This is a genomic window from Candidatus Hinthialibacter antarcticus, from assembly GCA_030765645.1.
GTDB lineage: Bacteria > Hinthialibacterota > Hinthialibacteria > Hinthialibacterales > Hinthialibacteraceae > Hinthialibacter > Hinthialibacter antarcticus.
On sequence record JAVCCE010000048.1, the window covers coordinates 1 to 24,060 of the forward strand.

Genomic DNA, 24,060 nt, shown 5'->3' on the forward strand with positions numbered 1-24,060 from the left:
AAAGCCCGCACTGAAGCGAGCAGAGTTGTACCCATGCCATACACAGCGAAAGATTAAGTATTGATGAAGAGGCTTCTATAAATCTCAATTCTATTTGTGAAAAAGTATCCAAATACCGGATGAACCAAAAACATAAAGGAACAACGAAAGCAGATATGAGAAATATCCAGTTCAATTGTGTATTGTATTTCGCGTTATTGATCTCCGCAGCAATCGCGGGTTATAACGTCCAGGCTCAACCCAGCGAAGCCACTGCGGTTGTCTCATCCACTCAAGTTTCAAGCGCAACCGTCGCCACAGAAATTGACCCGAAAGTAAAAATTGAACAACTTCAGGGCAAGCGCAAATCCCTGCAAGAACAGATCGCCGCGAAACAAGCCGCCGCGAAAGAGGTTGGCGACGCCACCGCCGCCGCGCCCATCGTCCGCCAGGTTGAAATGCTTCAAACCATCGACCTGATCCAAGGCCAGAGAATCTCAGCCTATGAACAATGGATATCCTTAAATGACCAGTTAAAGCAAGCAAAAGAAGAATTAGAAAAACTGAAAGAAACTCCCCAAGAAGGAGAATCTTCTTTTTTAGAATATAACCGCCTGCGAGAACAATTAACGGTTGAAGAAGGCCGTAAAGACACCATCACCAATCGTATCGAGTTAGCGCAAAACTCTTTAAAGCAAGCGCAAAGCCAGTTGGAACAACGCACAACGCAACTCGCGCAAATTCGGGCGAAATCAGAAAGCGCCGAAGAGGAAGCCGTCCGTATGCAACTGGCGTCGGACATGCTCGCATCCCAATACCAGATTCGCGCCGCCTCAGAAACGATCCAACTGCGAAAGATCGACCAGCACAATGAAGAATCCGGGCGCGAGGTCTATCAAGCCAAGTTGACGCTGCTGCAAGAGCGCGTGAAGCGCATTGAACAGAATGTCGTCTTTTCTCAGGAAGACCTACAAGACCAAAAAAACCGCTTGGCCAAAGAAGAATTCACTCTCGGCCAGGAACTCGACAAAGCACAAAAAGCCAAAACGAAAATCCAGGCGAAACTCGATAGCGCCAATCTGAGGCGAACCGCAGCGGCCGCTTCTACGCCCGCGCTGGATGAAGAAGTCAACGCCAAGCAATTCGAGATAGATACGGTCAATATCCGAATTGAGAGCATCAACTCAAACCTGAAATGGATCCCGGTTCGGACATCGCTTTGGCAAAAGCGTTTTGACGTGTTTAACGAGACGGTGGAAGAAACCACCATGCTCGAATGGAAGCAGGAAATCAGCACCAACATCGAGACCCTGAACCAAAGCAGCCGCAGCATTGGATTTTCGCTGGAAGAAAAACAGTCGCGCATCACCACCATTCGAAATAGCCTCAGCAATTTGTCCACCGAAGCCAGCGACGCCAAAAAATGGCTCGAAGAACAAATTACCTTTCTCGATCAGTCGATTTCGCTCTATCGCGAGCGCCAAAGCCAGTTAGAGTCGGTGCGTCGGCTGCATAATAAATTACTCGATGAAATCAACGAAAAAATTTCTCAGCAAACCTGGGATGAATACATCCACACGCTTCTTGAGAAGGAGTACTACCTAAATTCGGCCCGCGCATGGTTCTATGCGCTGACGGTTGGCTTCATCATTTTCATTATTTGCTACCTTATCCGTTGGGTCGTAACATGGCGGTTACGGCGATTGGCCAAAGACAGCAAAAGCGCGGTCACGCCCGTCGCCAGCGAAACCGTCAAGCGCATCAAACCGCTGTTCTTCCTAGTGCTCGCGGTGTATATCGCCTCCAAAATGCTGATCTTGTATGAGGGCTACCCCACCTACATGAACAGGCTGTTTATCATCGCGCTGATTATGCAATGCGCGATCATCACCAGTTATTACTTAAAGCAATGGATTCTCAAATATCTTCTGACGAAATCCAAACGCGACGAAACCAGCATGAGCGCTATGGCCATTTTCAATTTTATCGGCCAGCTATCGCTCTGGGCCATTACCCTCATTCTCGTTATACAAAACATGGGCTACGACGCCACCGGCCTGGTCACGGGTCTCGGCATTGGAGGTATTGCCATTGCGTTGGCGGTGCAGAAGGTGCTCGGAGATTTGTTCGCCTCGCTTTCCATCGTACTCGATAAGCCCTTCGTCCACGGCGACTTCGTTATCTTTGACACCTTTCTCGGAAACATTGAACATATCGGCATCAAATCGACCCGCATCCGCAGCCTGACCGGCGAGCAGATCGTCTGCTCCAACAGCGACCTGCTCAATGCCCGCATCCGTAACTTCAAACGCATGCACGAACGCCGAATCGTGTTTGCGCTGGGCGTGACTTATCAAACATCAGCGGAGCAACTGGAAAAGATTCCCGGGTACATCCGCGAGATTGTTGAGTCAAAAGACACAGTCCGCTTCGACCGCGCTCATTTTAAGGCGTACGGCGATTTTTCATTGAATTTTGAAACGGTCTATTATGTCCTTTCGCCCGACTACCCCGTTTATATGGATATTCAACAAGACATCAACCTGAGGTTGTATCGTAAATTTGAGCAGGAAGGCATTGAGTTCGCCTATCCGACCCAAACCGTTTTTGTCGAAAAAGGCGACGGCGGCCCTGACGCCAATTGGCAGCCCCCGTCAGAACCAAGCCAATAATTAAGGTTCATCCGGTAAGTGAGTACTTGCATTGATGGATGGCCATAATTTTGTTTAAGAAAACGTATTCGGGCATATTAAAAATTGACGAACCAATCAGGCATGGGTGCAACTCTGGGAGCGCCTGTGCATAAGGGCCTGAAAGCCCGCACTGAAGCGAGCAGAGTTGTACCCATGCCACACACAGCGAAAGATCAAGTATTGATGAAGAGGCTTCTATAAATCTCAATTCTATTTGTGAAAAAGCATCCAAATACCGGAAGGACCATAATTAACGCTTTACGCCAGGCAGTCGAACAGCCTGCCTGGCGTATTTGATAATAAATGCACTTCACGTCTTTTTCATTTTCAAACACCAAGTACAATTTACAAAGATTCGTGCCTTGTTTGGAATCGACTTTGACAGCGTTGAAAGAACAATGCGTTGCAAACGAAGACGGAAATTGCCTTCGAAATCCAACCGCAGCCCAATGACGTCACCTGCGGCCCGACCTGCCTCCAGGCGGTGTATCAATATTACGGCGACGACATACACCTCGACCAAGTGATTCGGGAAACGCCCAAGTGCGACGACGGCGGTACGCTAGCCGTCTTGCTGGCGCAACACGCCTTGATGCGCGGCTACAAAGCCACCATCTATTCATACAACCTGCAAGCCTTCGACCCCACATGGTTCAATTTGCCCGCCGAAGCAATCCAGCGGCAACTGGCCCGCCAATTAGCGTTCAAAACAGACCCAAAACTCCAATTTGTGATTTCGAGTTACATTGAATTTATTGAACGCGGCGGCGTGCTTCGCTTCGATGAGATCAAAGGCAGGCTGTTGCAAAAATACTTGACCCGCGAGCGGCCCATCCTCACCGGGTTGAGCGCAACCTACCTCTATCAGTGCGCGCGCGAACGCCAGTCGGAAACCGACCCTCACGCTTCGGAATACGATGACCTGCGCGGCGAGCCGACCGGGCATTTCGTCATCTTGCGGGGGTACGACAAAGAAAGCCGCAAAGTGTTGGTCGCCGATCCGCTCTATCCCAACCCAATTCAGCCCAGCCAGAATTACGAAGTCGGCTTCGACCGGCTTATTTGTTCGATTCTCTTAGGGACGATCACGTATGATTCGAACCTGTTAATCATCGAACCGCGAGGCGATAAACACTAACCCACATGGACACGATCCTAGTTGTAAACAATCCCAAAAAATGGCGCCTACCCATACAAAACATCGAAACCGTTTCCGCCCGCGACTATTTGACGGCGGCGCACTATTTTGAACGGCGCGGCCTACACGTCATCAACCTATGCCGTTCTTACCGCTATCAGAGCCTGGGCTATTACGTCTCGCTGCTGGCGATTGCGCGGGGGCATAAGCCGTTCCCCAGCATCGAAACCATCCAGGACATGAAATCGCTTTCTATCTTGCGGGTTATCTCCGACGACATCGCTGAGTTGATCCAGAAGAGCCTCAAACCGCTGGCGTCCGACCGCTTTCAACTCAGCATTTATTTTGGCAAGAACCTGGCCAAGCGCTACGACCAATTGAGCAAACAGTTGTTTCGCTTGTTCCCGGCGCCGATGCTGCGGGCCGAATTCAGAAAAATTGACGATGAATGGACGCTGCACAACATCCGCCCAGTATCGAGCAAAGACGTTCCAGAAGAGCATTACAGTTTCGTAACGGAACAAGCGCAACGGTATTTTTCGACGCGGCGCCGCATATCAAAAACCGCCCAACCGCGTTTTGATTTAGCCATTCTTCATGATCCCGAAGAAATCGATCCGCCTTCGAACGACAAAGCGCTGGAGATGTTTACGCGCGCGGCCCGAAAAGTTGGCTTTCGCGTGGAATATATCGAAAAAGACGACTACGAATTCATTCCCCAATTCGACGCGCTATTCATTCGCGAGACCACCAACGTCAACCACCACACCTACCGGTTTTCGCGACGCGCAGCGGCGGAAGGCCTGGTGGTGATGGACGACCCCGCGTCGATCCAAAAATGTTCAAACAAAGTGTTCCTCGCGGAACTGCTGACCCGCAACCGCATCCCCCACCCCAAGACGCTGATTCTACATAGCGACAATCGCGACTTGCTGGCGGAGACCATTGGCTTCCCGTGCATCATCAAAAAGCCGGACAGTTCGTTTTCGCAGGGCGTTTATAAAGCGAATTCGCAAGAAGAGCTCGACGCGCTTCTCGATACGCTGTTCGCTTCGTCCGATCTGCTCATCGCCCAGGAATTTCTGCCGACGCCTTTCGATTGGCGGGTGGGCGTTCTTGACCGCAAGGCGCTCTACGTCTGCAAGTATTACATGGCGGGCGGACATTGGCAGATTCAAAATAACAACCTGACCGGTGAAATGAAATACGGCGAAGTGGGCGCCTGTCCATTCGACTCTGTACCGCCAGCGGTCATCAAGTGCGCCTTACGCGCCGCTAACGCCATCGGCGACGGGCTATACGGCGTCGATCTGAAACAGATCGGCTCCAAAGTGCGCGTGATCGAAATCAACGACAACCCCAGCATCGAACACGGCTTTGAAGACCAGGTGCTCAAAGACCACATTTACTCCACCATCATGGCGTCGTTCTTACGCCGGGTGGAAGAACGAAAGTCACTTACATGACATGGCATTTATTTGAAGGCTACGGCGTCGAGTTGGAATACATGATAGTGGAGCAGACGAACGGACGCGTTGCGCCGATTTCCGACTGGCTGCTGCATTCATTTTCTGGAACCTACGAATCGGAAATCGAAGGCGACGGCTTAAACTGGTCGAACGAGTTGGTCTTGCATGTCATCGAACTCAAAACCCAAGGCCCCGAACCATCGCTGCAACCGCTCGCGCAAGCCTTTCAGAAAAACGTCGGCGCCATCAACCAACGGCTGCAAGAAAAAAGCGCGCGCCTGATGCCTACAGCGATGCACCCCGGCATGGTCCCCGAACGCGAAACCAAACTATGGCCGCACGAATACAACCAGGTCTATGAAGCCTACAACCGCATTTTCGATTGCCGGGGCCACGGCTGGTCGAACCTGCAAAGCGTCCACATCAACCTCCCGTTCGCCAACGATGACGAGTTTGGACGCCTGCACGCCGCCATCCGTTTGATTCTGCCCATCTTGCCCGCATTGGCCGCCAGCAGCCCATTGGTTGAATATCAAGCCAACGGCGTTCTCGACAATCGCATGAAGTATTACGCCGTCAATTCAGCGAAGGTGCCGTCCGTCACCGGCAAAGTGGTTCCTGAAGCGGTGTTTTCTAAAGCCGATTACGAAGCCCAAATTTTGCAGAAAATTTATCGGGACATCGCGCCGTTTGATCCAGAAGAAACCTTGCAGGATGAATGGTGTAACGCGCGCGGCGCCATTGCGCGCTTCGACCGCAACGCCATCGAAATTCGCGTACTCGACATTCAGGAATGCCCTTTGGCGGACATAGCAATCGCGTGGTTGATCGTTTCAAGTTTAAAAGCGCTATGCAATGAGATTGCTTGCTCATATCAAACGCAGCAATCATTTCACGAAGACGGGCTGGCTGCCATTCTCCAACATTGCGTAACGCGTGGCTTGAACGCCGACATTGAAGACGCCGCCTATTTGCAAGTATTCGGTTTAAACAATCAAAACAGCGCATCCGTTCGCGAATTGTGGCAACGCCTGTTTGACGCCGCCAAACAAAACGCCGCACCGGGAGACGAACCATTCTTCGCGCCCATTGAGATCATCTTAAAACAAGGCAACTTATCGACGCGCATTCTCAACGCCGTCGGCGACGCGCCACCGCCCTCTTCAATTGACGCCGTCTACGCGCAATTATGCGATTGCCTGTCAGAGGGGCGCCTGTTTGTTGGATAACCTTATCATCACCTGCGAACATGCGGGCAATCACATCCCCAAGCGCTATCAGCCTCTTTTCGCCGAATACGGCGAATTGTTAGGTTCGCATCGCGGCTATGATCCGGGAGCATTGATGGCGGCGAAAAAAATGGCGGAGCATTTCGAAGCGCCTTTATTCTCAACCTCCATTTCGCGCCTGCTCATTGACTGCAACCGCAGCCTGCGCCACCACCATTTGTTCAGCGATATTTCCAAAGCGCTGCCGGACAGCGAGCGCGAACAGATTATCAATGACGTCTATCTCCCCTATCGCAATCAAGTCATCCAGACAATACGCGCATTCAAAAACCAACGCCGCAAGGTCATCCACATCAGCGTCCATTCATTTACGCCGTCGCTAAATGGGGCCAACCGCAATGCCGATATTGGATTGCTGTACGACCCAAGCCGCGCGCCGGAGCACAAGTTCTGCACCCACTGGCGCAATGAACTTCGCAAACAGGCGCCGCGTTGGGCCGTGCGGATGAATTACCCCTATCGGGGCATCGCAGACGGCTTCGCCACCGCGCTGCGCAAGCAATTCACCAAAAACCAATACATCGGCGTCGAGTTAGAACTCAACCACGGCCTGTGGTTCGAAGACAAGCCGCAATGGAACGCGATGGTGAATGATTGCATCAACGCCCTCAGCGCCGACCTGCCTCAAGCCACCCCTTAGCCTCTCATCCGTTACCACGCCATTAGACGCGAACGCATAAAATGCGATACCCTATCGTAGGAATGTAAAAAAATAGGGGACGGATACGATGCGTTATCTAACCAGAAATTTTCGCAAAATTATCATCGCGAGCCTGCTGGTGAATTCACTCTTCGTCAGTTCGGATGAAGAACCATTTATCCTTCCGCCTTCGCAGCCAGAAGAATCCTACGTCTACAAACAAACCCCACAGGGCGAACTGAAAATCCATTTCAATTTTCCGTCAGACTGGAAACTCGAAGACAAACGCCCCGCTATTGTATTCTTTTTTGGCGGCGGTTGGGTTGGAGGTTCCATTGATCAATTCGCCTACCAAGCCGCCTATTTTGCACAACGCGGCCTAGTCGTAGCGCGGGCTGACTACCGGGTGCACTCTCGCCACGCGACCTCCGCCACCGAATGTGTTGAAGACGCCAAGAGCGCCGTCCGCTGGCTGCGCGAAAAAGCCTTCACCCTCGGCATCGACGAGAACCGCATCGTTGCGGCGGGCGGTTCAGCGGGAGCGCACATCGCCGCTTGCGCATACACCGTCGATGGTTATGACGCGCCGACAGAAAACGCCGCCGTCTCATCCAAGCCAAATTTGCTTGTATTGTTCAACCCTGTTTTGGATGTACTCGCCCCACGTTGGAGCAAGCGCGTCGATTCGCCCGAAACCGCCAAAGCGATCTCGCCTCTACATACATGGAGCGAAGAGACCCCGCCTGCGATTCTATTTTTCGGCAAAGACGATTCGCTGTTTGCGCCCGCCGTCGAATTAATGAAAACCGCCCGCGACTTGAAAGCGCCCGTCACGCTTTACACCGCCGATGGCGAACGCCACGGCTTCTTCAACAAACAGCCCTGGCTCGATAAAACATTATTTCTCGCCGACCAGTTTTTGATCGACAATGGCTACCTCGACGGTGAACCGCTGAATGCCCCCAGTCCATTAGCGGCAATGACAAAATATGACTCCGACGAATCCAACGCCGACGAATCAATCAAGACGGGGGTTTATCAAGCGCATTACAATGACCATCACCCTCTAGCCAACGTAGTAGAACTCAACAAACGCTTTCGACTGGGGATCAAACTACGCGCCATCGGCCCCAAGCCGCAACTCTACGCCTATGATATTGGAGATGAATCATTTGAGGTTTATGTCCCTGAAGATTACGATGCGAAAACGCCCTACGGCCTGCTAGTCAATATCTCGCCCAGCGAAAGCGGCAAGCCTCCGTGGGAAGAACTTCCCGAAGAATTAAAAGATCGCAAGATGATCTTCATCGGCGCTAACAACTCCGGCAACCGCCATGACGTATTCGTCCGGCGCGTCCCCCTCGCGCTCGACGCCGCCCACAACATTCAGAAGCGCTATAACATTGATGAAGACCGCGTTTTTGTATTTGGAATCTCCGGCGGCGGCCGTACATCCAGCATGACGGCGTTTCATCACCCCGACGTGTGGAAAGGCGCCGCGTTCATCATCGGCGTGAACTACTGGGACGACATGCGCAACCCCGAAGAGACCCGGGTAAAATGGAAGTCGAGTTTCAATAAGCCGGAACCGCAATACCTTCGTATGGCGGCGGAAAACGGGCGCTATGTATTTCTCACTGGCGACCATGACGGCAACCGCGCTCAGACTCGATACTATTACGAACGCGGCTATAGCAAATTACTCAACAACGCCATTTATCTTCAAGTTCCCGACATGGGCCACCAACGCCCGCCGTTTGAATGGATGCTCAAGACGCTTGATTACATCGACCCGCAAAAATAAATACTAAACCCCTTCGACAGTGTCATTGACTTTAGACTTTTAGCCCCCCTTTTTAAGGGGGGGGACGGCGCTGAAAGCGCCAGGGGGGATTTCAAAACAGCACAATTAAAGCGATACGTTCAAACTTAGTTTCAAGGGCTGGCTTCATTTTATTCAGCCTTGGCTCGCCACCCCTTACGTCAATGACATTGGAATTAGAGGGGGGGGGCGTCTCTGTGAGCGCCTGTGCAAAAGGGCTTGAAAGCCCGCACCGAAGCAAGCAGAGTTGTACCCATGCCAGCAATATTTTTGGTATTAAAGTGCAATGAATAATCCCGCCGCAAGCAGCAGGGTATCAAATCAAGTATTTAGAGTAGTTACCAGAAAACTATGCGGATTGAGTTTTCATAACTGTATCTATCGCTGAGCCCCTGCCTGCGCGCTTACCGCACAGTAAGGCATGGGTGCAACTCTGAGAGCGCCTGTGCATAAGGGCCTGAAAGCCCGCACCGAAGCAAGCAGAGTTGTACCCATGCCTTTCGCAACGAAAGTGCAAATTATTCTGAGATGGCTTCAAGTATTTAATGTGATGTGTTGAATAAACAAAAACGCCCGGAGAGTTGAATCCTCCGGGCGCGATATCCGCTATTGTTACATTTAACTTACGCCGAGGCGTAGGGGCATTGGAAGATGCCGTCCAGTTCAGGGTTCGCGACGGAGTATTGCTTCTGACGTTCTTCAAAGACCGAGAGGCTGCTCGAAGCGATTTCTTTCAGCGCCGTCAGTTCATCATCACTAACTGGCTGGTACGTTTTCGCCGCAATCAGCGCTTTCTCAAAGAGATCAAGAAACCCCGGCGGGAACCCGATCACGACGCCCGGCTGCGACAAGGTATAGCGAACCGCCATGTTGACCTTGTCCTGGTCCTCAATCGGGCGATACCACCACTTGCGCGTACGCTCGACGCCTTCAGGCCAGTTGCCGCCGCACATCGGCTTGATCGCCAACACCGCCGCGCCGATTTCATCCGCTTTGTCCATCACTTCGTCGCCAAAGCCGAACGCATAGTTTTCGATAAAGTTAATCGGGAACATCACCGTATCGAAATTATAATTTTCCATCGCGAGCAACGCGCTTTTGGTCGTGTGAGCCGAGAAGCCCAAGAAACGCACCTTGCCCTCTTCTTTGGCTTTGAAAAACGTCTCCATCGCGCCGTTGGGGCCAAACGCCTCTTTGACTTCATCGGTGGTACGCAAATGGTGCATCTGATATACGTCGAAGTGGTCGGTTTTGAGGCGCTCGAGCGAACGCTCGAGTTCTTCGCGGGCGCCGTCTTTTGTGCGCATTTTGGTCTTGCAGGCCAGCAGGTACTTGCTGCGGTCGACGCCGACCAGCGCCTTGCCGAGTTTGATTTCCGCATCGCCGTTGCCGTAGGCGGGCGCAGTGTCCAGATAATTCACGCCGCGCTCAATCGCGCTTTGTACGCTTTGGTTGCAGGCATCCTGTTCGCCGTGAATCAACGCCAGCGAGGAATAACCAATAATCGAAACCTTCTCGCCGGTACGCCCCAACATGCGATAAGGAACGCCGTGAACGCGGTCAACAATGCCGTCGCCAGCGCCCCAAACAGAGGAGGAGACCATCCCCATCGCGGCTCCGCCCGCCAATCCGCTCGATAATTTCAAAAAAGGCCGTCTTTTCATAGCACACCATCCAAATAAAGATATTTTATAGATACGTCTATTTTTAGCAATATTTTGTTCCCATATTCGCATAAACTATCCATTTTGAATAGCATTTACTACCAGATTGGCGTAAAAAATACCAATTTGTTGGAACCGGGAAATTCAACGGATGTAAAAAAAATAAAAAAACTGTTTCTTTTTTCCTAGAAATGAGTATACTACCGGAAATGCAACTCTTTCTGCCATACCGGAACACCCAAATGAACACCAGGTTTTACCAGTTGTTGTTTTGGCGTCCCTCCCAGTATCAAGAAAAGAGAAGCAACATACTAGTAGTAGGAGGCCATCAAAATGGCAACAGGTAAAGTGAAGTGGTTTAACGAGCAAAAAGGTTACGGTTTCATCGAACAAGAAGACGGTCAAGAATTCTTTGTCCATCACACAGGCATCGCTGGCGACGGTTTCAAGAACCTCTATGAAAACCAAGCCGTTGAGTTCGATACCGAACAAGGCGAAAAAGGCCCCAAGGCTGTTAACGTCAAAGCCGTCGGCTAATACGCACCCTCACCACGAACACAAAAGCCGCGATGAAAATTCATCGCGGCTTTTCTTTTGCTATTTTGTTATGAAATTCACATGCGCTTGACCCGCCCTGACGAACTGGTGTGGGCCTCAACCGAGGGATTGCCGCGATAATAGACGCCGCCGCTGCTCGAACAATCAGCCTTGAGCGACTCCGAAACATGGACCCAAGCGCCGCCGCTGCTGCTGCAATGAGCAACAACATCCTGGAACATCACATCCGCTGCTTTAAAATTACCGGAACTGCTGCATTTCACATCCAGGCGATCAACCCTTCCCTCTTCAATATGGATATCGCCCGAACTGCTGATATTCGTCTCGACTCTGTCTGCGTTTAATGAGCCGAGCAAAACTCCGCCCGAACTGCTTACTTTTATATACGCTTTTTGCGTCTTCAAACCGTCCATTTTGAGGCCGCCCGAAGAACTGACCTTGATCTCGAATGAATCGGTTTCAATGAAAGGCGCCACCGCTTTGCCGCTACTCGATAAAGCAATCGCCTCTAAATCGGGCGTGGTCACCGTATATCGCAGTTTAACGCTGGGGCGCAAATTAACGCCGCGTTCTTTATAGATTTGGAGTTCGCCGTTTTCGATTTCGGTGTGAATATAAGGCAGGATGTTATCGTCGCCTTCAACCACAACCTCCGTTCTGGGGCCGAGTTGAAGCGTCATTTCGCCAACCGTTCTCAAAGAAACGCGTTGGAAACTCCCTGAAACATCGCGCTCTTCAACCGCTGCGTCGCCAGAGCCGTAAATCCGTTTTTGACTTGAATAATCATCAATGTCACACGCGCCAATCATCCCAACAATAACTGCAATGGTTCCAATCAGTAAATTCCGGTTCATCATTTCCCCTCCTCTGTTGAGACGCACCGATACACCCGTCCCTATCAAGCAATACGCATGAGAAGCGCGTTTCATTCAATAAAAATGCACATCAAAGTATTTTTTGCCAAACGCTCTATCCATTGAGAAAACCGCGCTCAATCAAGGGCTGAACTCGCTTTGCTCATTCTTGCCCTTGCCACCCAACCGTATTTTTTCATCAATGAGTAAGCCTCTGAAGCGCGTGTGCAACTCTGGGAGCGCCTGTGCAATAGGGCCTGAAAGCCCGCACCGAAGCGAGCAGAGTTGTACCCATGCCGCATGTAACGAAAGACCAAGTATTTATGAGATGATTTCTATAGTGGTTGCCAGAAACATGTGCGGATTGAGTTTTCATTACTGTATCTATCGCTAAGCCCCTACGGGCGCGCTTAACGCACAGTAAGGCATGGGTGCGACTCTGGGAGCGCCTGTGCAAAAGAGCCTGAAAGCCCGCACTGAAGCGAGCAGAGTTGTACCCAGGCCGCAGCAACGAAAAACCAAGTATTTATGAGATGCCTTCTAGAAATCGCGATGCAATTGATGGAAAAGTAACCGGTTTTCGGAGCCCCCCCCCAAAAAAAAATTGCCCCTCCTTTCGGAGGGGCGTGGGAAAACTATATGGGATGGAAAGGAGAGGTTCGGGACAGGCCCGATACCCGCCTAGCGTTCTTTTTTCAAATTACTGAACAACGACTTAGACATCGGCGGCAATGACTTGCCTTTGTCTGAGCGGGAGCGTTCGGCAAACGCCGAAGTCGGTGCGCTGGCTTTTTCAGCAAAAACCAATTCACGCAAATCATCAGGATCGCCTTCAACGGTTTCGCTCAGGCCTTTTTTCTCGACGTAGGGCAGCGGCCCTTTGAGAGCGTGGCCGCGTTCCTGCATCACCGGACGTTCATCGCGCGCCGTCTTCTTATAATCGCGGCGTTCGATCTGGTTGGCGCCGGTTGCGAGAATGGTCACCTTCATTTCATCTTGCATGTCGTTGTCGATCACAACGCCGAAGATCACGTTGGCGTCTCCATCGGCGCGGTCGCGAATGTGTTTCGAGATGGCCTTGTCGATCTCAAGCAGTTTGATATCGGCGCCGCAAGTGATATTGATGAGGATGCCCTTGGCGCCTTCGATGACTTGCTCTTCCATCAATGGGCTGCTGGAGGCTTGCTTGAAGGCTTCTTCGGCGCGGTCGTTGCCATGACCGTAACCAACGCCCATCACCGTCGAACCGGCGGAATCCATGATGGATTTGATATCGGCGAAATCGAGGTTGATGAGACCAGGCCGCGTAATCAGGTCGGCGATTGACTGGACGCATTGCTTCAAGACGTTGTCCGCCACCTTGAACGCATCCAACAATGTGGTGCTTTCGTCAACGACATTAATCAAACGCTGGTTGGGAACGGTAATCAGCGTATCGACTTTTTTGCGTAGAATCTGTTGGCCTTTTTCGGCGTGGCTGCGACGAATCGAGCCTTCAAAGTCGAACGGCTTGGTGGTAATCGCCACCGACAACGCGCCCATTTCTTTGACAATGTCCGCCACCACTGACGACGCGCCAGTGCCCGTACCGCCGCCGAGGCAAGCGGTGATAAACACCAGGTCGGCGCCTTCGAGTTCGCGGCGAATCAATTCGCGGTCTTCGTTCGCGGCCTGTTCGCCAAGCACCGGATTGGCGCCCGTGCCCAAGCCTTTGGTGATGCTTTTTCCGATATGGATTTTACGGGGCGTTTTGGCGCGTTGAATGGCCTGCACGTCGGTGTTCAATACAATGAACTCAACACCGTCCAGGGCGCCGTCGCCCATTCCATCAACCGCGTTGCTGCCGCCGCCGCCAATGCCGACCACGGTAATTTTCGGCCCGCCGCGCAATTGTTGGACTTGTTCTTCGTCCGCCAGTTCAATCCGTCCGCGACGTCTTGCGTCGCCGTCGTCTTCGGGCTGGTTCCCGTAGTCGCTGCTATTTGCGAATTCAATATTCATCAGATCGTCCTCCTGGGGGCTCTATTTATAATTTGAAAAAATTCAATTTTTGCCGTCATCCATTTGGGGCTGCCGCGAACTTCGTTGCCCAAAGCGACGGCGATTAAAACGCCTCGTTTAACCATCGCGTCGCCTTTCGCCAAATTCGTTTGATTCCCGCGCCATAGAGCGCATCATTTTCATCGCGTTTTTCAAAACCAAAATGCAACAACCCGACCGCCGAGGCATAGCCCGGGCTGGTGATGAGTTCTTCAAAGCCGACCACCCCGTTGGGGTAGCCGATGTTGATTTCTTTCTTGATGATGGACTGCGTTTTTTCGCGCATCCCGTCGAGCAGCGAACAACCGCCGGTCAACACCACCCCGCCGTACAAGGCGCTGAGCAAATCACGCGCGCGCAGCGAGCGGGTCACTTCATCGAGAATCTGCTCGACCCGCGCTTCGATGACTTCGCAAAGGCGGCGGCGTTTGACCACGATGGTGCGCCGGTTTTTAAAGCGCACCACTTCCAGCCGTTCTTCTTCATCAATGGATTCAGAAAACGCCGAGCCGGAATACTTTTTCAAGTTCTCTGCGTTCTCAAACGGCGTCTGAAAATAGTGATTGATGTCGCGGGTGATATCGCGCCCGCCCACGTTCAACGTCTCGCTGTGTTCAATAAATCCCTCATAAAACACCAGCACCGAGGTGGTATCGCCGCCGATGTCAATCAGGGCGATGCCCGTCATCTTTTCTTCATCCGTCAGCACCGAATAACACGACGCGATCGGTTGAAACGCGAACCGTTCCACCTGAAAGCCCGCTTTGACGACGCAACGGCGTAAGTTCTTCAACACCGACTGCCGCCCGACGATGAGATGGATATCGGCTTGCAGTACGCTGCCTTCCATGCCCAGCGGCTCGCGGATATTTTGCGCTTCATCCAGGCGGTAGCCCCGGGGAATCGCATGAACCATGTCGTAATCTTTGGGCGTGGATTTTTGAATCGCCGCCTGCTTGCAGCGTTCAATGTCTTCATGAGTGACAGCGCGGCCATGCCGCGACAACACCACAGAGCCAGTGCAATTCTGGCTTTGCACAAACACGCCCGACACGCCGACCACCGCGCTGCGAATATCCAACCCGGAGGTTTGGCTCAGCGCCTTGGCGCCCGCATGAGAAATCGAAGACACGATCTCTTCTAAATTCACCACGCCGCTGGCCGCCATGCCTTCGCAGGGGTGAATGCCGACCCCGACCACTTCAATGGCGCCGCGTTCATTGCGCTGCGCTGCGACGGCGCATACTTTGGTCGCGCCAATGTCAATGGCTAATAAGCCGTCGCGTTGATAGGTTTGGTTCATAGTTCCATTGCCGCCGCTTGCGTCAACAAGCCCTGGTTTCCGTATAATTTTTTCCACGCCTGACCGTCGCGTTCGTCCCAACGCACGGCAAATCCATGTTCAGGAAAACGGGCGTCCACATAAATCGCCCGCAGATTTTCCGTTTCCAATACTTCCCAAAACGCTTTGAGTTGCGCCACGAGGTTGGGAGACTCCACATCACGCAACACAATCACGCCAGCGCGGCGCCGGGGATGAAGCGCCATGTTTCCATTGTCGCGAAATTCCAACTCTGTGATCTCCGCCGCCAGCGCCGGCGCTTCCTCGGCCAACCGTTGGGTAAGCGCCAAGCCCGCCAACACCCGCTCATCTTCAATCACGGCGCCGGGCGTTACGACAGAAACCACGCCGGACACGAGCGGCTTGGACTGAATCAACGCAGCCAATCCTTGACGTTCATCCAGGCTTCGCATTTGCATCGAACCGTCCAGGTACGGCGGCAGCACCACACCGTTTGCATCAATGCCGTACATCCGCCCTTCGTCTGCATTCAACACAAACACCGCCGGGACGCGCTCTTCAATCACAATATGAATGCGGTGCGGCGGGATGCGTTGCACCGCGACCCGATGTACAACCGGGTGTTCTTCAATGCGCCGCCCCAATTCTTCTAATTTCACCAGCCAAAGGTTGGCGCCGGGCGCCAGGCCCGACCGCGCCCGAATTTCGTCTTCCTGGATTCGGCTTGCGCCCTCGATGGTGATTTGCTGAATCGAAAAATCCGATGAATTAAACAAATACTTAAACAGGTCCACGCTGAGCAAAATGATGCCCGCCAAGGTGGCGCCCATCAAAAAGACCCGGCAAACATAGCGGAGGTTGGTCGCAAAACGCTGATACGTCTTGCTCATCCATTCATTCATCGGACCGCCTCCGCCTTGGCTTCACGCAAACGCTCCAATAATTGGTCGCCCAACTTCCACACGTCGCCCGCGCCCATAGTGACGACCACATCGCCGTCGTGGGTCTCGCTGCACAAAAAATTCACCGCTTCGTCATGCTGGGGGATATACAACGCAGGCGAGCCGTTGTTTCGCGTCGGCTGCAAGAGCGCCTCGCCGCTGACGCCCGCAACAGGTTGCTCGCGGGCGGCGTAGATGTCGGTCAACACCACCAGGTCCAATCCCGTAAACGAACGCCCGAAATCGTCCAGCAATTTCAGGGTTCTTGAATATAAATGCGGCTGAAACACGCCAATCAACCGGTTGCGATAGCGGTCGCGCAGTCCCTGAATGGTGGCGCGAATTTCATTGGGGTGATGGGCGTAATCGTCCACCACGGTCACGCCGCGTACGCAGCCTTTTTCTTCCATGCGGCGCTGTACGCCTTCAAACGTCTTCAATGACTCCATCGCTTTCTCAATCGACAGCCCCGCCGCTTCGACCGCCGCCAGAACGCCCAACGCATTGTGGGTGTGGCAGCGCCCGCTGATTTGCAAGCGCATCGGGCCGCGCATTTCGCCGCGCACTACCACGTCGCAGCCCCAGCCGCGCGCATTGGCGTAATAATTTGTCCCGCATATATCGGCGTCTTCGGCGAAGCCGTAAGTCAACCGTTTTGGCCCGTTGGGCAGATTCAACTTGCGCGTGTATTTACAATCAGCAGAAGTCAAAATCCAGCCGTCTTTATGAACGCCCGCGAGAAATAGTTCAAATTGTTCGATGATGTCGTTGATGCCTTCGTAGTGGTCGAGGTGGTCGGCGTCGATGTTGTTCACCAACGCGATTTCTGGTTTGAGATAGATGAATGAACCGTCGCTCTCGTCGCCTTCGGCGATGGCCCATTCGCCTTTGCCCAGCAGGCTGTTGCCGCCCAATTGGCGTACGTCGCCGCCGATGTAAGCGCTGGGGTCTTCGCCTAATCCGAGAAAGACATGAGTCAGCATGGCGGTGAGCGTGGTTTTGCCGTGTGCGCCGGACGCAACGATGCCGCGCTTTTCGTTGACCAATGCGCCCAACATGCGCGCGCGCGCCCACACCGGGACGCCCGCCGCCTCCGCCGCCTTGCGTTCGGGGTTGTCGGGCGGGGCCGCCGAGGTAGCCACAACGAGGTCCACGCCGTTGATGTGTTCAGCGGCGTGCTCGTGGTATATTGTCACGCCCATCTCTTTGAGCCGTTCGGTCACGGCGTTTGACGCCGGGTCCGAACCGCTGACAGTACAGCCGCGAGCGAGCAACGCAGGCGCCAGAGCGCTTACGCCGATCCCGCCCGCGCCAATAAGATGGACGCGGTCCACTCCCCGTAGGGAGTCGCGGTCGTTCATTCCCTCAACCTCTCAAAAAAGCAATTAAATCGCGCGCGATACGTTCCGCTGCGTCGGCTTTACATAAATCCGCCGCCCGCTGGCCCATACCGCGCCGTAGTTCTTCATCATTTAATAAAGTGTCGAGCTCATCCGCCAACTGTTTCGCGGTGAGGCCTTTTTCTTCAATCACCAAGGCCGCCCCGGCGTCGGCAAACACTTTCGCATTGACCGCCTGATGATTTTCCGCCGCATACGGATATGGAACCAGAACGGACGGCGTCGCCCACAACGCCAACTCCGAAAGAGAACCCGAACCTGCGCGGCTGACGGCAATGTCCGTCTTGGCATACGCCGTAGCCATATCATCGAGATACGGAGCAAGCGTCACGCCATCCACCGACGGCAGCGACTGCGCCCACTCATAATTTTTTTGTCCGGTTTGCAGGAGCGCGTTAAACGAACGCCCACGCTCGCGCAGCAATCGAAACGCTTCCAGGCTGGCCTCAACCAGGCGTCGCGCGCCCTGGCTTCCGCCCATACTCAAAATCGCTGGAACGGCTCCCTCGCGATTGCGTTCACTATTTTTGTGCGCATCCAACATGTCTTTGCGCAACGGAAAACCGGATACCTGACAATTCACGCCCGTCAAATACTGCTGGGTAATTTCATACGTTACATAAACGGCGTCGCAGCTTTTCGCGAGTATTCGGTTGACCAAACCCGGCACGGTATTCTGTTCATGCAAGGCGGTCTTCCAGCCCAGCAGGCGCCCCGCCGCTAACGCGGGAGCCGACGCATAGCCGCCGACGCCGAACACCACGCCGCGCGACATCGTCCGCATTCGCAGCAAACAACGAACCACGCCGCTGAACGCCAACCAAAGCGCCTTCAAATTGCTCACGGTAATCTTGCGGCGCAGGCCTTGCAGCGTCAGCCCCATAAAGGGGATGCCGCGCGATTCGACCTCGCGCCGGTCGCGTTCCGCCTCGCGCCCGATAAACAACAGGGGCGCATCGGGGGCCAACGCGCGCACCGCCTGCGCCACCGCCAATGCGGGGTACAGATGGCCGCCCGTGCCGCCTCCGGTAATCACGATGGAACCAACCTGCGTCGAATTCAACGCAATCTCCTTCACCCTGTGCGCCGACGACTGGCCGGCGTCGAAGGTTCAATGTCAAACGTCTCTCGCGCAACGCGGACCATCAGCCCGATCATAATCATGTTGATAATCAGCGCCGATCCGCCGTAAGAAATAAACGGCAGCGCGATCCCGGTGGTGGGGACGCTGCCCGTGACGACGGCAATATTTAACGCGGACTGAAATCCGATCGCGGTCGCGCAGCCGACGCACAATAACGACCCAAACGGGTTTTCGCAGCGAATCGCGATCCAGTAACCGATCAACACAATCAGCAAAAACGCCGCGATGAGGACCGCGCAATTGATAAACCCAAGTTCTTCGCCAATGATGGCGAAAATAAAATCGGTATGCGATTCGGGCATAAAACCCAGTTGCTGAACGCCGTTGCCGATTCCTTCTCCAGTCAAACCGCCGTGCGCAAAACCGATCTTGGCTTGCAGCACCTGATAGTATTTTGTGTTCGCGTATTTTTCGGGTTCCATAAAAGCGGTGATGCGCTGCCACAAATGCGGCTTGCTATATAACGCGGCGCCAATCGCCGCAACAAATGCGACCGCGCCGGGAACCATGTGCATCATTTTTCCGCCCGCGCAAAACCATAACGCAATCGCGACGATGCCGATAAAGAACGCCGTTCCGTGGTCAGGCTGCAAAAGAATGAGTCCCAACGTGAATCCAACCAATAGCATCGGAAAAAACACGCCGCGAAAAAATGAACCCATCTGTTCGCGCCGCTCGGCCCAAACCGCCGCGAGATAAAAAATCACCGCGATTTTCGTCACATCAGACGGTTGAAAACGAAAGCCCACGTTTAACCAGCGTTGCGCCCCCTTGGCGGAGTCGCCCATCGGGGTCAACACCAACGCCAGCAAAATCAGATTCACAATCATGATGGGACGCGCCCAGCGTTCCCACTGGTTATAATCCGCCGTAGCGAAATACGTAAAACACGCCAAGCCGATGCTGAAACGTATCAACTGCCGCCCCATAAATTGATAGACGTTGGTATCGGGGTTCCTCAACATCATAAATTGGCTGGAACTCAACACCATCACCAGCCCTAATAAAATCAGGCCAAGCATAAGCACCATCAGCGAGCCGTTTATCAGCGAGTCGGAGCGAATCATACCTGGCGCTCCTTCACGGCGCGTTTAAAACATTCGCCGCGCTCTTCATAATTGGCGAACATGTCCCAACTGGCGCAGGCCGGAGACAGCAACACCAAGTCGCCTGGCTTCGCATCGTTGGCGGCATGGGCCGCAGCGTCTTCTAACGAGCCTTCGCGATGGACTTCAATGATTGAACCCCACGCGTCTTCAAATTGCTGCGCGTCGCGTCCAATCAAATAGGCGCTGGCGACTTTCTCGCGCAGCAGCGGTTCGAGCGTCGTCAGATCATCGCCCTTCGCCATGCCCCCGGCGATTAAGCGCACCGGGCCTTGCAGCGAACGCAGCGCCGCTTCGAGCGCATGAACATTGGTCGCTTTTGAGTCGTTATAAAATTTCACGCCGTTGATTTCAGCGACGAATTCCAATCGGTGCGGCAGCGCCTGAAACGTCTTGACCGCCTGCGCAGCGTCTTCTAGCGAGGCGCCGTAAGATGTCGCCATTCCGATAGCGGCGAGCGCATTCAACACCATTTGTTGCGGCCATTCCTGCAAAAACTCGGCCTTGCATTCTTCTTCCTGCTGCGAGTCGCGGACCCGAAGGGTCCCGCCAAGGAAATATACGCCGTCAGGTCCCAAGTCATGTATTGCAAACGCGCGTTTCCTCGACGGAACCCACTCAGGACAAATACCCTCAACCCCGGGACCCATCCAAAGCGCCTCCGTTGACGCTTGATTGGCTGCGATTTTAAACTTCGACTGGTAATACGCTTCGACCGATTCGTAGCGGTCGAGATGGTCCGGCGCCAGATTGGTAATCACGGCGGCGCGCGGACGGAATTCTTCAAAGGTCTCGCATTGATAGCTGCTGACTTCCAACACCATCGGTTGGCGGCTGATGCGCCGTTCTTTGAGCGCGGCTTCGCACACCGCCACGCCGACGTTGCCCGCCGCCAGCGGTTCATAACCGCATTGCTTTAAGATGTGCGCGATCATTCGCGTCACGGTGGTTTTTCCGTTCGTACCCGTCACGGCGAGAATCGGGCGCTGGAAGAAGCGACAGCCGAGTTCCATCTCGCCGATGGTATAGATATCGTTGCGCCGCACTTGCTCCATCAGCGGATGCGTCGGCGAAAAGCCAGGGCTCAGCACGCAATAGTCGATGCCGTCCATCTGCGCTGGTTCGCGTTGCAGCACGGGCAATTTATAGGGCGCCCACTCACGGCGAAGCACCGAGGCGCGTTCGGGATCGCTTTCAAAGGCCACGCCGCGCCCGCCTTCCTGCATAATCAACTTCAGGGCGGCCTGCCCCGATAATCCCATGCCGGCGATGAGCGCACACATGCCCGCCGCTTGGGGCAACGGCCCCTGCAGCATTTCGCGCGCTTCTTGTTTTAACATTCCTGCCAACATGGCGTCCTCTTTTTAGCGCACCTTGAGCGTTGCGAGTCCTACAAACGCAAACACGGCGGCCAAGATCCAAAACCGGACCACGATGGTCGTCTCCGACCATCCCTTCATTTCAAAATGATGATGCAGCGGCGCCATCAAAAATACGCGCTTCTTATTACGGTATTTATATGACGTCACCTGGATAATCACCGACAGCGACTCCATCACAAACACGCCGCCGATGATGAAAAGTAAAAGTTCTTGTTTGATTAACACCGCCAAAGCGCCCAAGGCGCCGCCTAAGGCGAGAGAACCGGTATCGCCCATGAAGACCTTCGCGGGGTGCGCGTTAAACCATAAAAACGCCATGGTCGCGCCGACCAGCGACGTTGCGAACACGGTCAACTCTCCCGATTTGGGGACGTACAAAATCCCCAGATAGGCGCTGGTATCCACGCGCCCAACGCCATAAGCCAACATAGCGAAGGCAAGCCCGGCGATGATAAAACACCCGCTGGCGAGCCCATCCAGGCCGTCGGTGAGGTTGACGGAATTAGACGCGCCCGTCACCACGCAAGCAACGAATGGGATATACAAAATACCCAAGGGAATAAACACGCTCTTCAAAAACGGCAGCGGCAAACTGTAGGGCTGCTCGCTGACCAACGGGTGCAAGAAATACAACCCCGCGCCCAAGCCAAGCCCGACGCTAAGTTGTACGAACAATTTTTGTTTGGCGCGAACGCCTTTGTACATTTTCTCTTTGAGTTTGGTGTAATCGTCAATGAACCCTAACGCGCCCAACGCCATGGTTACCGTGAGCGCAGTGATGACTAACTCGTTGCGCCAGTTGCCCCACAACGCCATCGACAGAAAGGCCGCGGCGAGAATCAACACGCCGCCCATGGTGGGCGTACCGGATTTTTCTTTGTGCAAATCATAAAGCGCCTTCACGCCTTCGCCGCGAATGGTCTGGCCGATCTTCATCCGCTCCAGCCATGCAATCAAAATCGGCCCCAGGCACACGCCTACGATCATGGCGGTCACCGCCGCCATCGCCGCGCGGAACGAGATGTACTTGGTCACGTTCAAGAAGCCCAGCGCCTCATACATCTCAGAAAGCGGGTATAGAAATTCCAGCGCCATTACGCCGCCCCCTTTCCAAGATCATGCAAATGCTTTCGGGCGGTTTCGCGGTCGTCGAAGTGAATTTTTTCGCGCCCGAGAATTTGATAGGTTTCGTGGCCTTTGCCAGCGATTAACAAAATATCGCCTGGCTGTAACTCTTCCACCGCCGCGCGAATCGCCTGGTCGCGGTCAGCAATGACGATAGATTCGCCCTCGCCCGTCATGCCCGCGACGATGTCGTTTAGAATCGCTTGCGGATCTTCCGTGCGTGGATTATCAGACGTTACAAACGCCTTGTCGCTCATGCGCAACGCAGTCGCGCCCATCTGCGGACGCTTGGTTTTATCGCGGTCGCCGCCGCAGCCAAACACGGTGAGAATGCGCTGATGGGGCACGGCGTTGAGCGTCTCAAGGCATTTCTCTAGCGCATCCGGCGTATGGCTATAATCGACCACCACCAGAGCGCCGATTGCGCTTTCGACTTGCTCTAAGCGCCCCGGCGCCGCGCACAATTTTTCGACGCACTGCGCCAGATGAGCAGAACCAACGCCCTGGCTATAAGCCGCCGCAACAGCACATAAAATATTGTAAACATTGTGGCGCCCTTGCAGCGGCGTCAGCAAATCGAACGAGCCATCCGGGAACCGCAAAGTAAAGCGCGTTCCTTCGAGGCGGATTTCCAGATCAAGCGCCTGAATCTCAGCCGGGCGCTCTATGGCAATATTCAATTGTTTGATGGATTTCAATTCATCAGAAAAACGCCGCCCGGTTTCATCATCCAGATTCAAAACCGCCGTCCCGTCGCTAGCGAGAAATTCGCTGAACAAGCGTTTTTTGGTCTCGCGATAGTCATCCATCGTATGATGGAAATCGAGATGGTCCTGGCTGAGATTTGTGAAAACAGCGGTATGGAATTGCAATCCATCGACGCGGTGCAGCGCGAGGCCGTGCGACGAAACTTCCATCGCGGCGCGTGCGCATCCCCGGTCAGCGATCTCGCGCAAGACGCGTTGCATTTCATGCGGCAGCGGCGTGGTGGTTTGCGCGTCCTGGTGAAAATCTTGATAGCGGTATTCAATGGTGCCAATCACGGCGATGGGTTCGCCCATCGACTGATAGATTTGTTCGAGCAAATAGGTTGTCGTGGTTTTTCCGTTGGAACCAGTAACGCCAAAGAGGTTAAGTTGTTTTGCGGGGTGACGATAATAGTTTGCGGCGAGAACGGGCAGCGACGCCAGCGAGTCGGCCACGCGCACTTGGGGCATGACGGCGTCGCAATACTCCTCGACCACCGCGACCCCGGCGTTACGCCCGGCCACGTCAGCGAGAAAGCGGTGACCGTCAGACGCATCGCCCCGCAATGCGACAAATGCGTCGCCCGGTTTCACCAGGCGGCTGTCGCATACAAGGCCGTCTACCGTCATCGGCAGATCGCCGCGAACGTCTAATACCTCTACGCCCTGAAACAATTCGTTTCCCTCAATCATCATTTGCGTTTCGCAGCCGCTGCCCAAGCGGCGTCGAGCATACCATTCACTTCAACGCGAATTTCTATAATAAA

Annotated in this window: 18 protein-coding genes; 7 read left to right on the top strand and 11 right to left on the bottom strand. The window is 53.8% G+C overall.

What is annotated here, in order from left to right:
* The first annotated feature begins 155 nt into the window (after window positions 1-155).
* The 6 genes from P9L94_11265 (at window position 156) to P9L94_11290 (ending at window position 9,012) form a co-directional block, all read left to right on the top strand.
* On the top strand, window positions 156-2,651 hold the full coding sequence (locus P9L94_11265; GenBank protein MDP8244652.1) for a mechanosensitive ion channel: 2,496 nt from the start codon (window positions 156-158) through the stop codon (window positions 2,649-2,651).
* Window positions 2,652-3,075: 424 nt separating this feature from the next.
* The gene (locus P9L94_11270) at window positions 3,076-3,810 is read left to right on the top strand and encodes a hypothetical protein (GenBank protein ID MDP8244653.1); all 735 of its coding nucleotides are present in this window, start codon (window positions 3,076-3,078) and stop codon (window positions 3,808-3,810) included.
* 5 nt (window positions 3,811-3,815) lie between these two features.
* Entirely contained in the window at window positions 3,816-5,276 is a 1,461-nt protein-coding gene (locus tag P9L94_11275; protein MDP8244654.1) for a RimK family protein, read from the top strand.
* A complete protein-coding gene (locus P9L94_11280) occupies window positions 5,273-6,508 on the top strand; it encodes a glutamate-cysteine ligase family protein (protein ID MDP8244655.1) in 1,236 nt (411 codons plus the stop codon). Before P9L94_11275 ends, P9L94_11280 begins: the two co-directional genes overlap by 4 nt.
* Window positions 6,498-7,208, top strand: a complete 711-nt coding sequence (locus tag P9L94_11285) for an N-formylglutamate amidohydrolase (GenBank protein MDP8244656.1) — start codon at window positions 6,498-6,500, stop codon at window positions 7,206-7,208. Before P9L94_11280 ends, P9L94_11285 begins: the two co-directional genes overlap by 11 nt.
* 88 nt (window positions 7,209-7,296) lie before the next feature.
* Window positions 7,297-9,012, top strand: a complete 1,716-nt coding sequence (locus P9L94_11290) for an alpha/beta hydrolase fold domain-containing protein (protein ID MDP8244657.1) — start codon at window positions 7,297-7,299, stop codon at window positions 9,010-9,012.
* 641 nt (window positions 9,013-9,653) lie between these two features.
* Here P9L94_11290 and P9L94_11295 read toward each other — a convergent pair.
* Complete coding sequence (locus tag P9L94_11295) at window positions 9,654-10,694, bottom strand: aldo/keto reductase (protein MDP8244658.1); 1,041 nt, start codon at window positions 10,692-10,694, stop codon at window positions 9,654-9,656.
* A gap of 333 nt (window positions 10,695-11,027) precedes the next feature.
* Between P9L94_11295 and P9L94_11300 the strand changes: the two genes are divergently transcribed.
* On the top strand, window positions 11,028-11,231 hold the full coding sequence (locus P9L94_11300) for a cold-shock protein (GenBank protein ID MDP8244659.1): 204 nt from the start codon (window positions 11,028-11,030) through the stop codon (window positions 11,229-11,231).
* Window positions 11,232-11,308: 77 nt separating this feature from the next.
* On the opposite strand, the gene P9L94_11305 is transcribed toward P9L94_11300, so the two are convergent.
* The 10 genes from P9L94_11305 to P9L94_11350 form a co-directional block, all read right to left on the bottom strand.
* Window positions 11,309-12,109 (bottom strand): head GIN domain-containing protein, encoded by an 801-nt coding sequence (locus P9L94_11305; protein ID MDP8244660.1) that lies wholly within the window; start codon window positions 12,107-12,109, stop codon window positions 11,309-11,311.
* Between the two features lie 678 nt (window positions 12,110-12,787).
* A complete protein-coding gene (gene ftsZ / locus P9L94_11310) occupies window positions 12,788-14,107 on the bottom strand; it encodes a cell division protein FtsZ (GenBank protein MDP8244661.1) in 1,320 nt (439 codons plus the stop codon).
* A 103-nt stretch (window positions 14,108-14,210) separates the two neighbouring features.
* Window positions 14,211-15,449 carry a cell division protein FtsA gene (gene ftsA / locus P9L94_11315; protein ID MDP8244662.1) on the bottom strand — a complete coding sequence of 413 codons (1,239 nt, stop codon included), beginning with the start codon at window positions 15,447-15,449 and terminating at the stop codon, window positions 14,211-14,213.
* Window positions 15,446-16,351, bottom strand: a complete 906-nt coding sequence (locus P9L94_11320; GenBank protein MDP8244663.1) for an FtsQ-type POTRA domain-containing protein — start codon at window positions 16,349-16,351, stop codon at window positions 15,446-15,448. The genes ftsA and P9L94_11320 overlap by 4 nt, the downstream gene beginning before the upstream one ends.
* Complete coding sequence (gene murC / locus P9L94_11325) at window positions 16,348-17,751, bottom strand: UDP-N-acetylmuramate--L-alanine ligase (protein ID MDP8244664.1); 1,404 nt, start codon at window positions 17,749-17,751, stop codon at window positions 16,348-16,350. Before murC ends, P9L94_11320 begins: the two co-directional genes overlap by 4 nt.
* 4 nt (window positions 17,752-17,755) lie before the next feature.
* Complete coding sequence (gene murG, locus P9L94_11330; GenBank protein ID MDP8244665.1) at window positions 17,756-18,853, bottom strand: undecaprenyldiphospho-muramoylpentapeptide beta-N-acetylglucosaminyltransferase; 1,098 nt, start codon at window positions 18,851-18,853, stop codon at window positions 17,756-17,758.
* An 11-nt stretch (window positions 18,854-18,864) separates the two neighbouring features.
* Window positions 18,865-20,001 carry a putative lipid II flippase FtsW gene (gene ftsW, locus P9L94_11335; protein ID MDP8244666.1) on the bottom strand — a complete coding sequence of 379 codons (1,137 nt, stop codon included), beginning with the start codon at window positions 19,999-20,001 and terminating at the stop codon, window positions 18,865-18,867.
* Entirely contained in the window at window positions 19,998-21,392 is a 1,395-nt protein-coding gene (gene murD, locus P9L94_11340) for a UDP-N-acetylmuramoyl-L-alanine--D-glutamate ligase (protein MDP8244667.1), read from the bottom strand. The genes ftsW and murD overlap by 4 nt, the downstream gene beginning before the upstream one ends.
* A gap of 12 nt (window positions 21,393-21,404) precedes the next feature.
* Complete coding sequence (mraY, locus tag P9L94_11345) at window positions 21,405-22,517, bottom strand: phospho-N-acetylmuramoyl-pentapeptide-transferase (protein ID MDP8244668.1); 1,113 nt, start codon at window positions 22,515-22,517, stop codon at window positions 21,405-21,407.
* Complete coding sequence (locus tag P9L94_11350) at window positions 22,517-23,989, bottom strand: UDP-N-acetylmuramoyl-L-alanyl-D-glutamate--2,6-diaminopimelate ligase (GenBank protein ID MDP8244669.1); 1,473 nt, start codon at window positions 23,987-23,989, stop codon at window positions 22,517-22,519. The genes mraY and P9L94_11350 overlap by 1 nt, the downstream gene beginning before the upstream one ends.
* Window positions 23,990-24,060 lie beyond the last annotated feature (71 nt).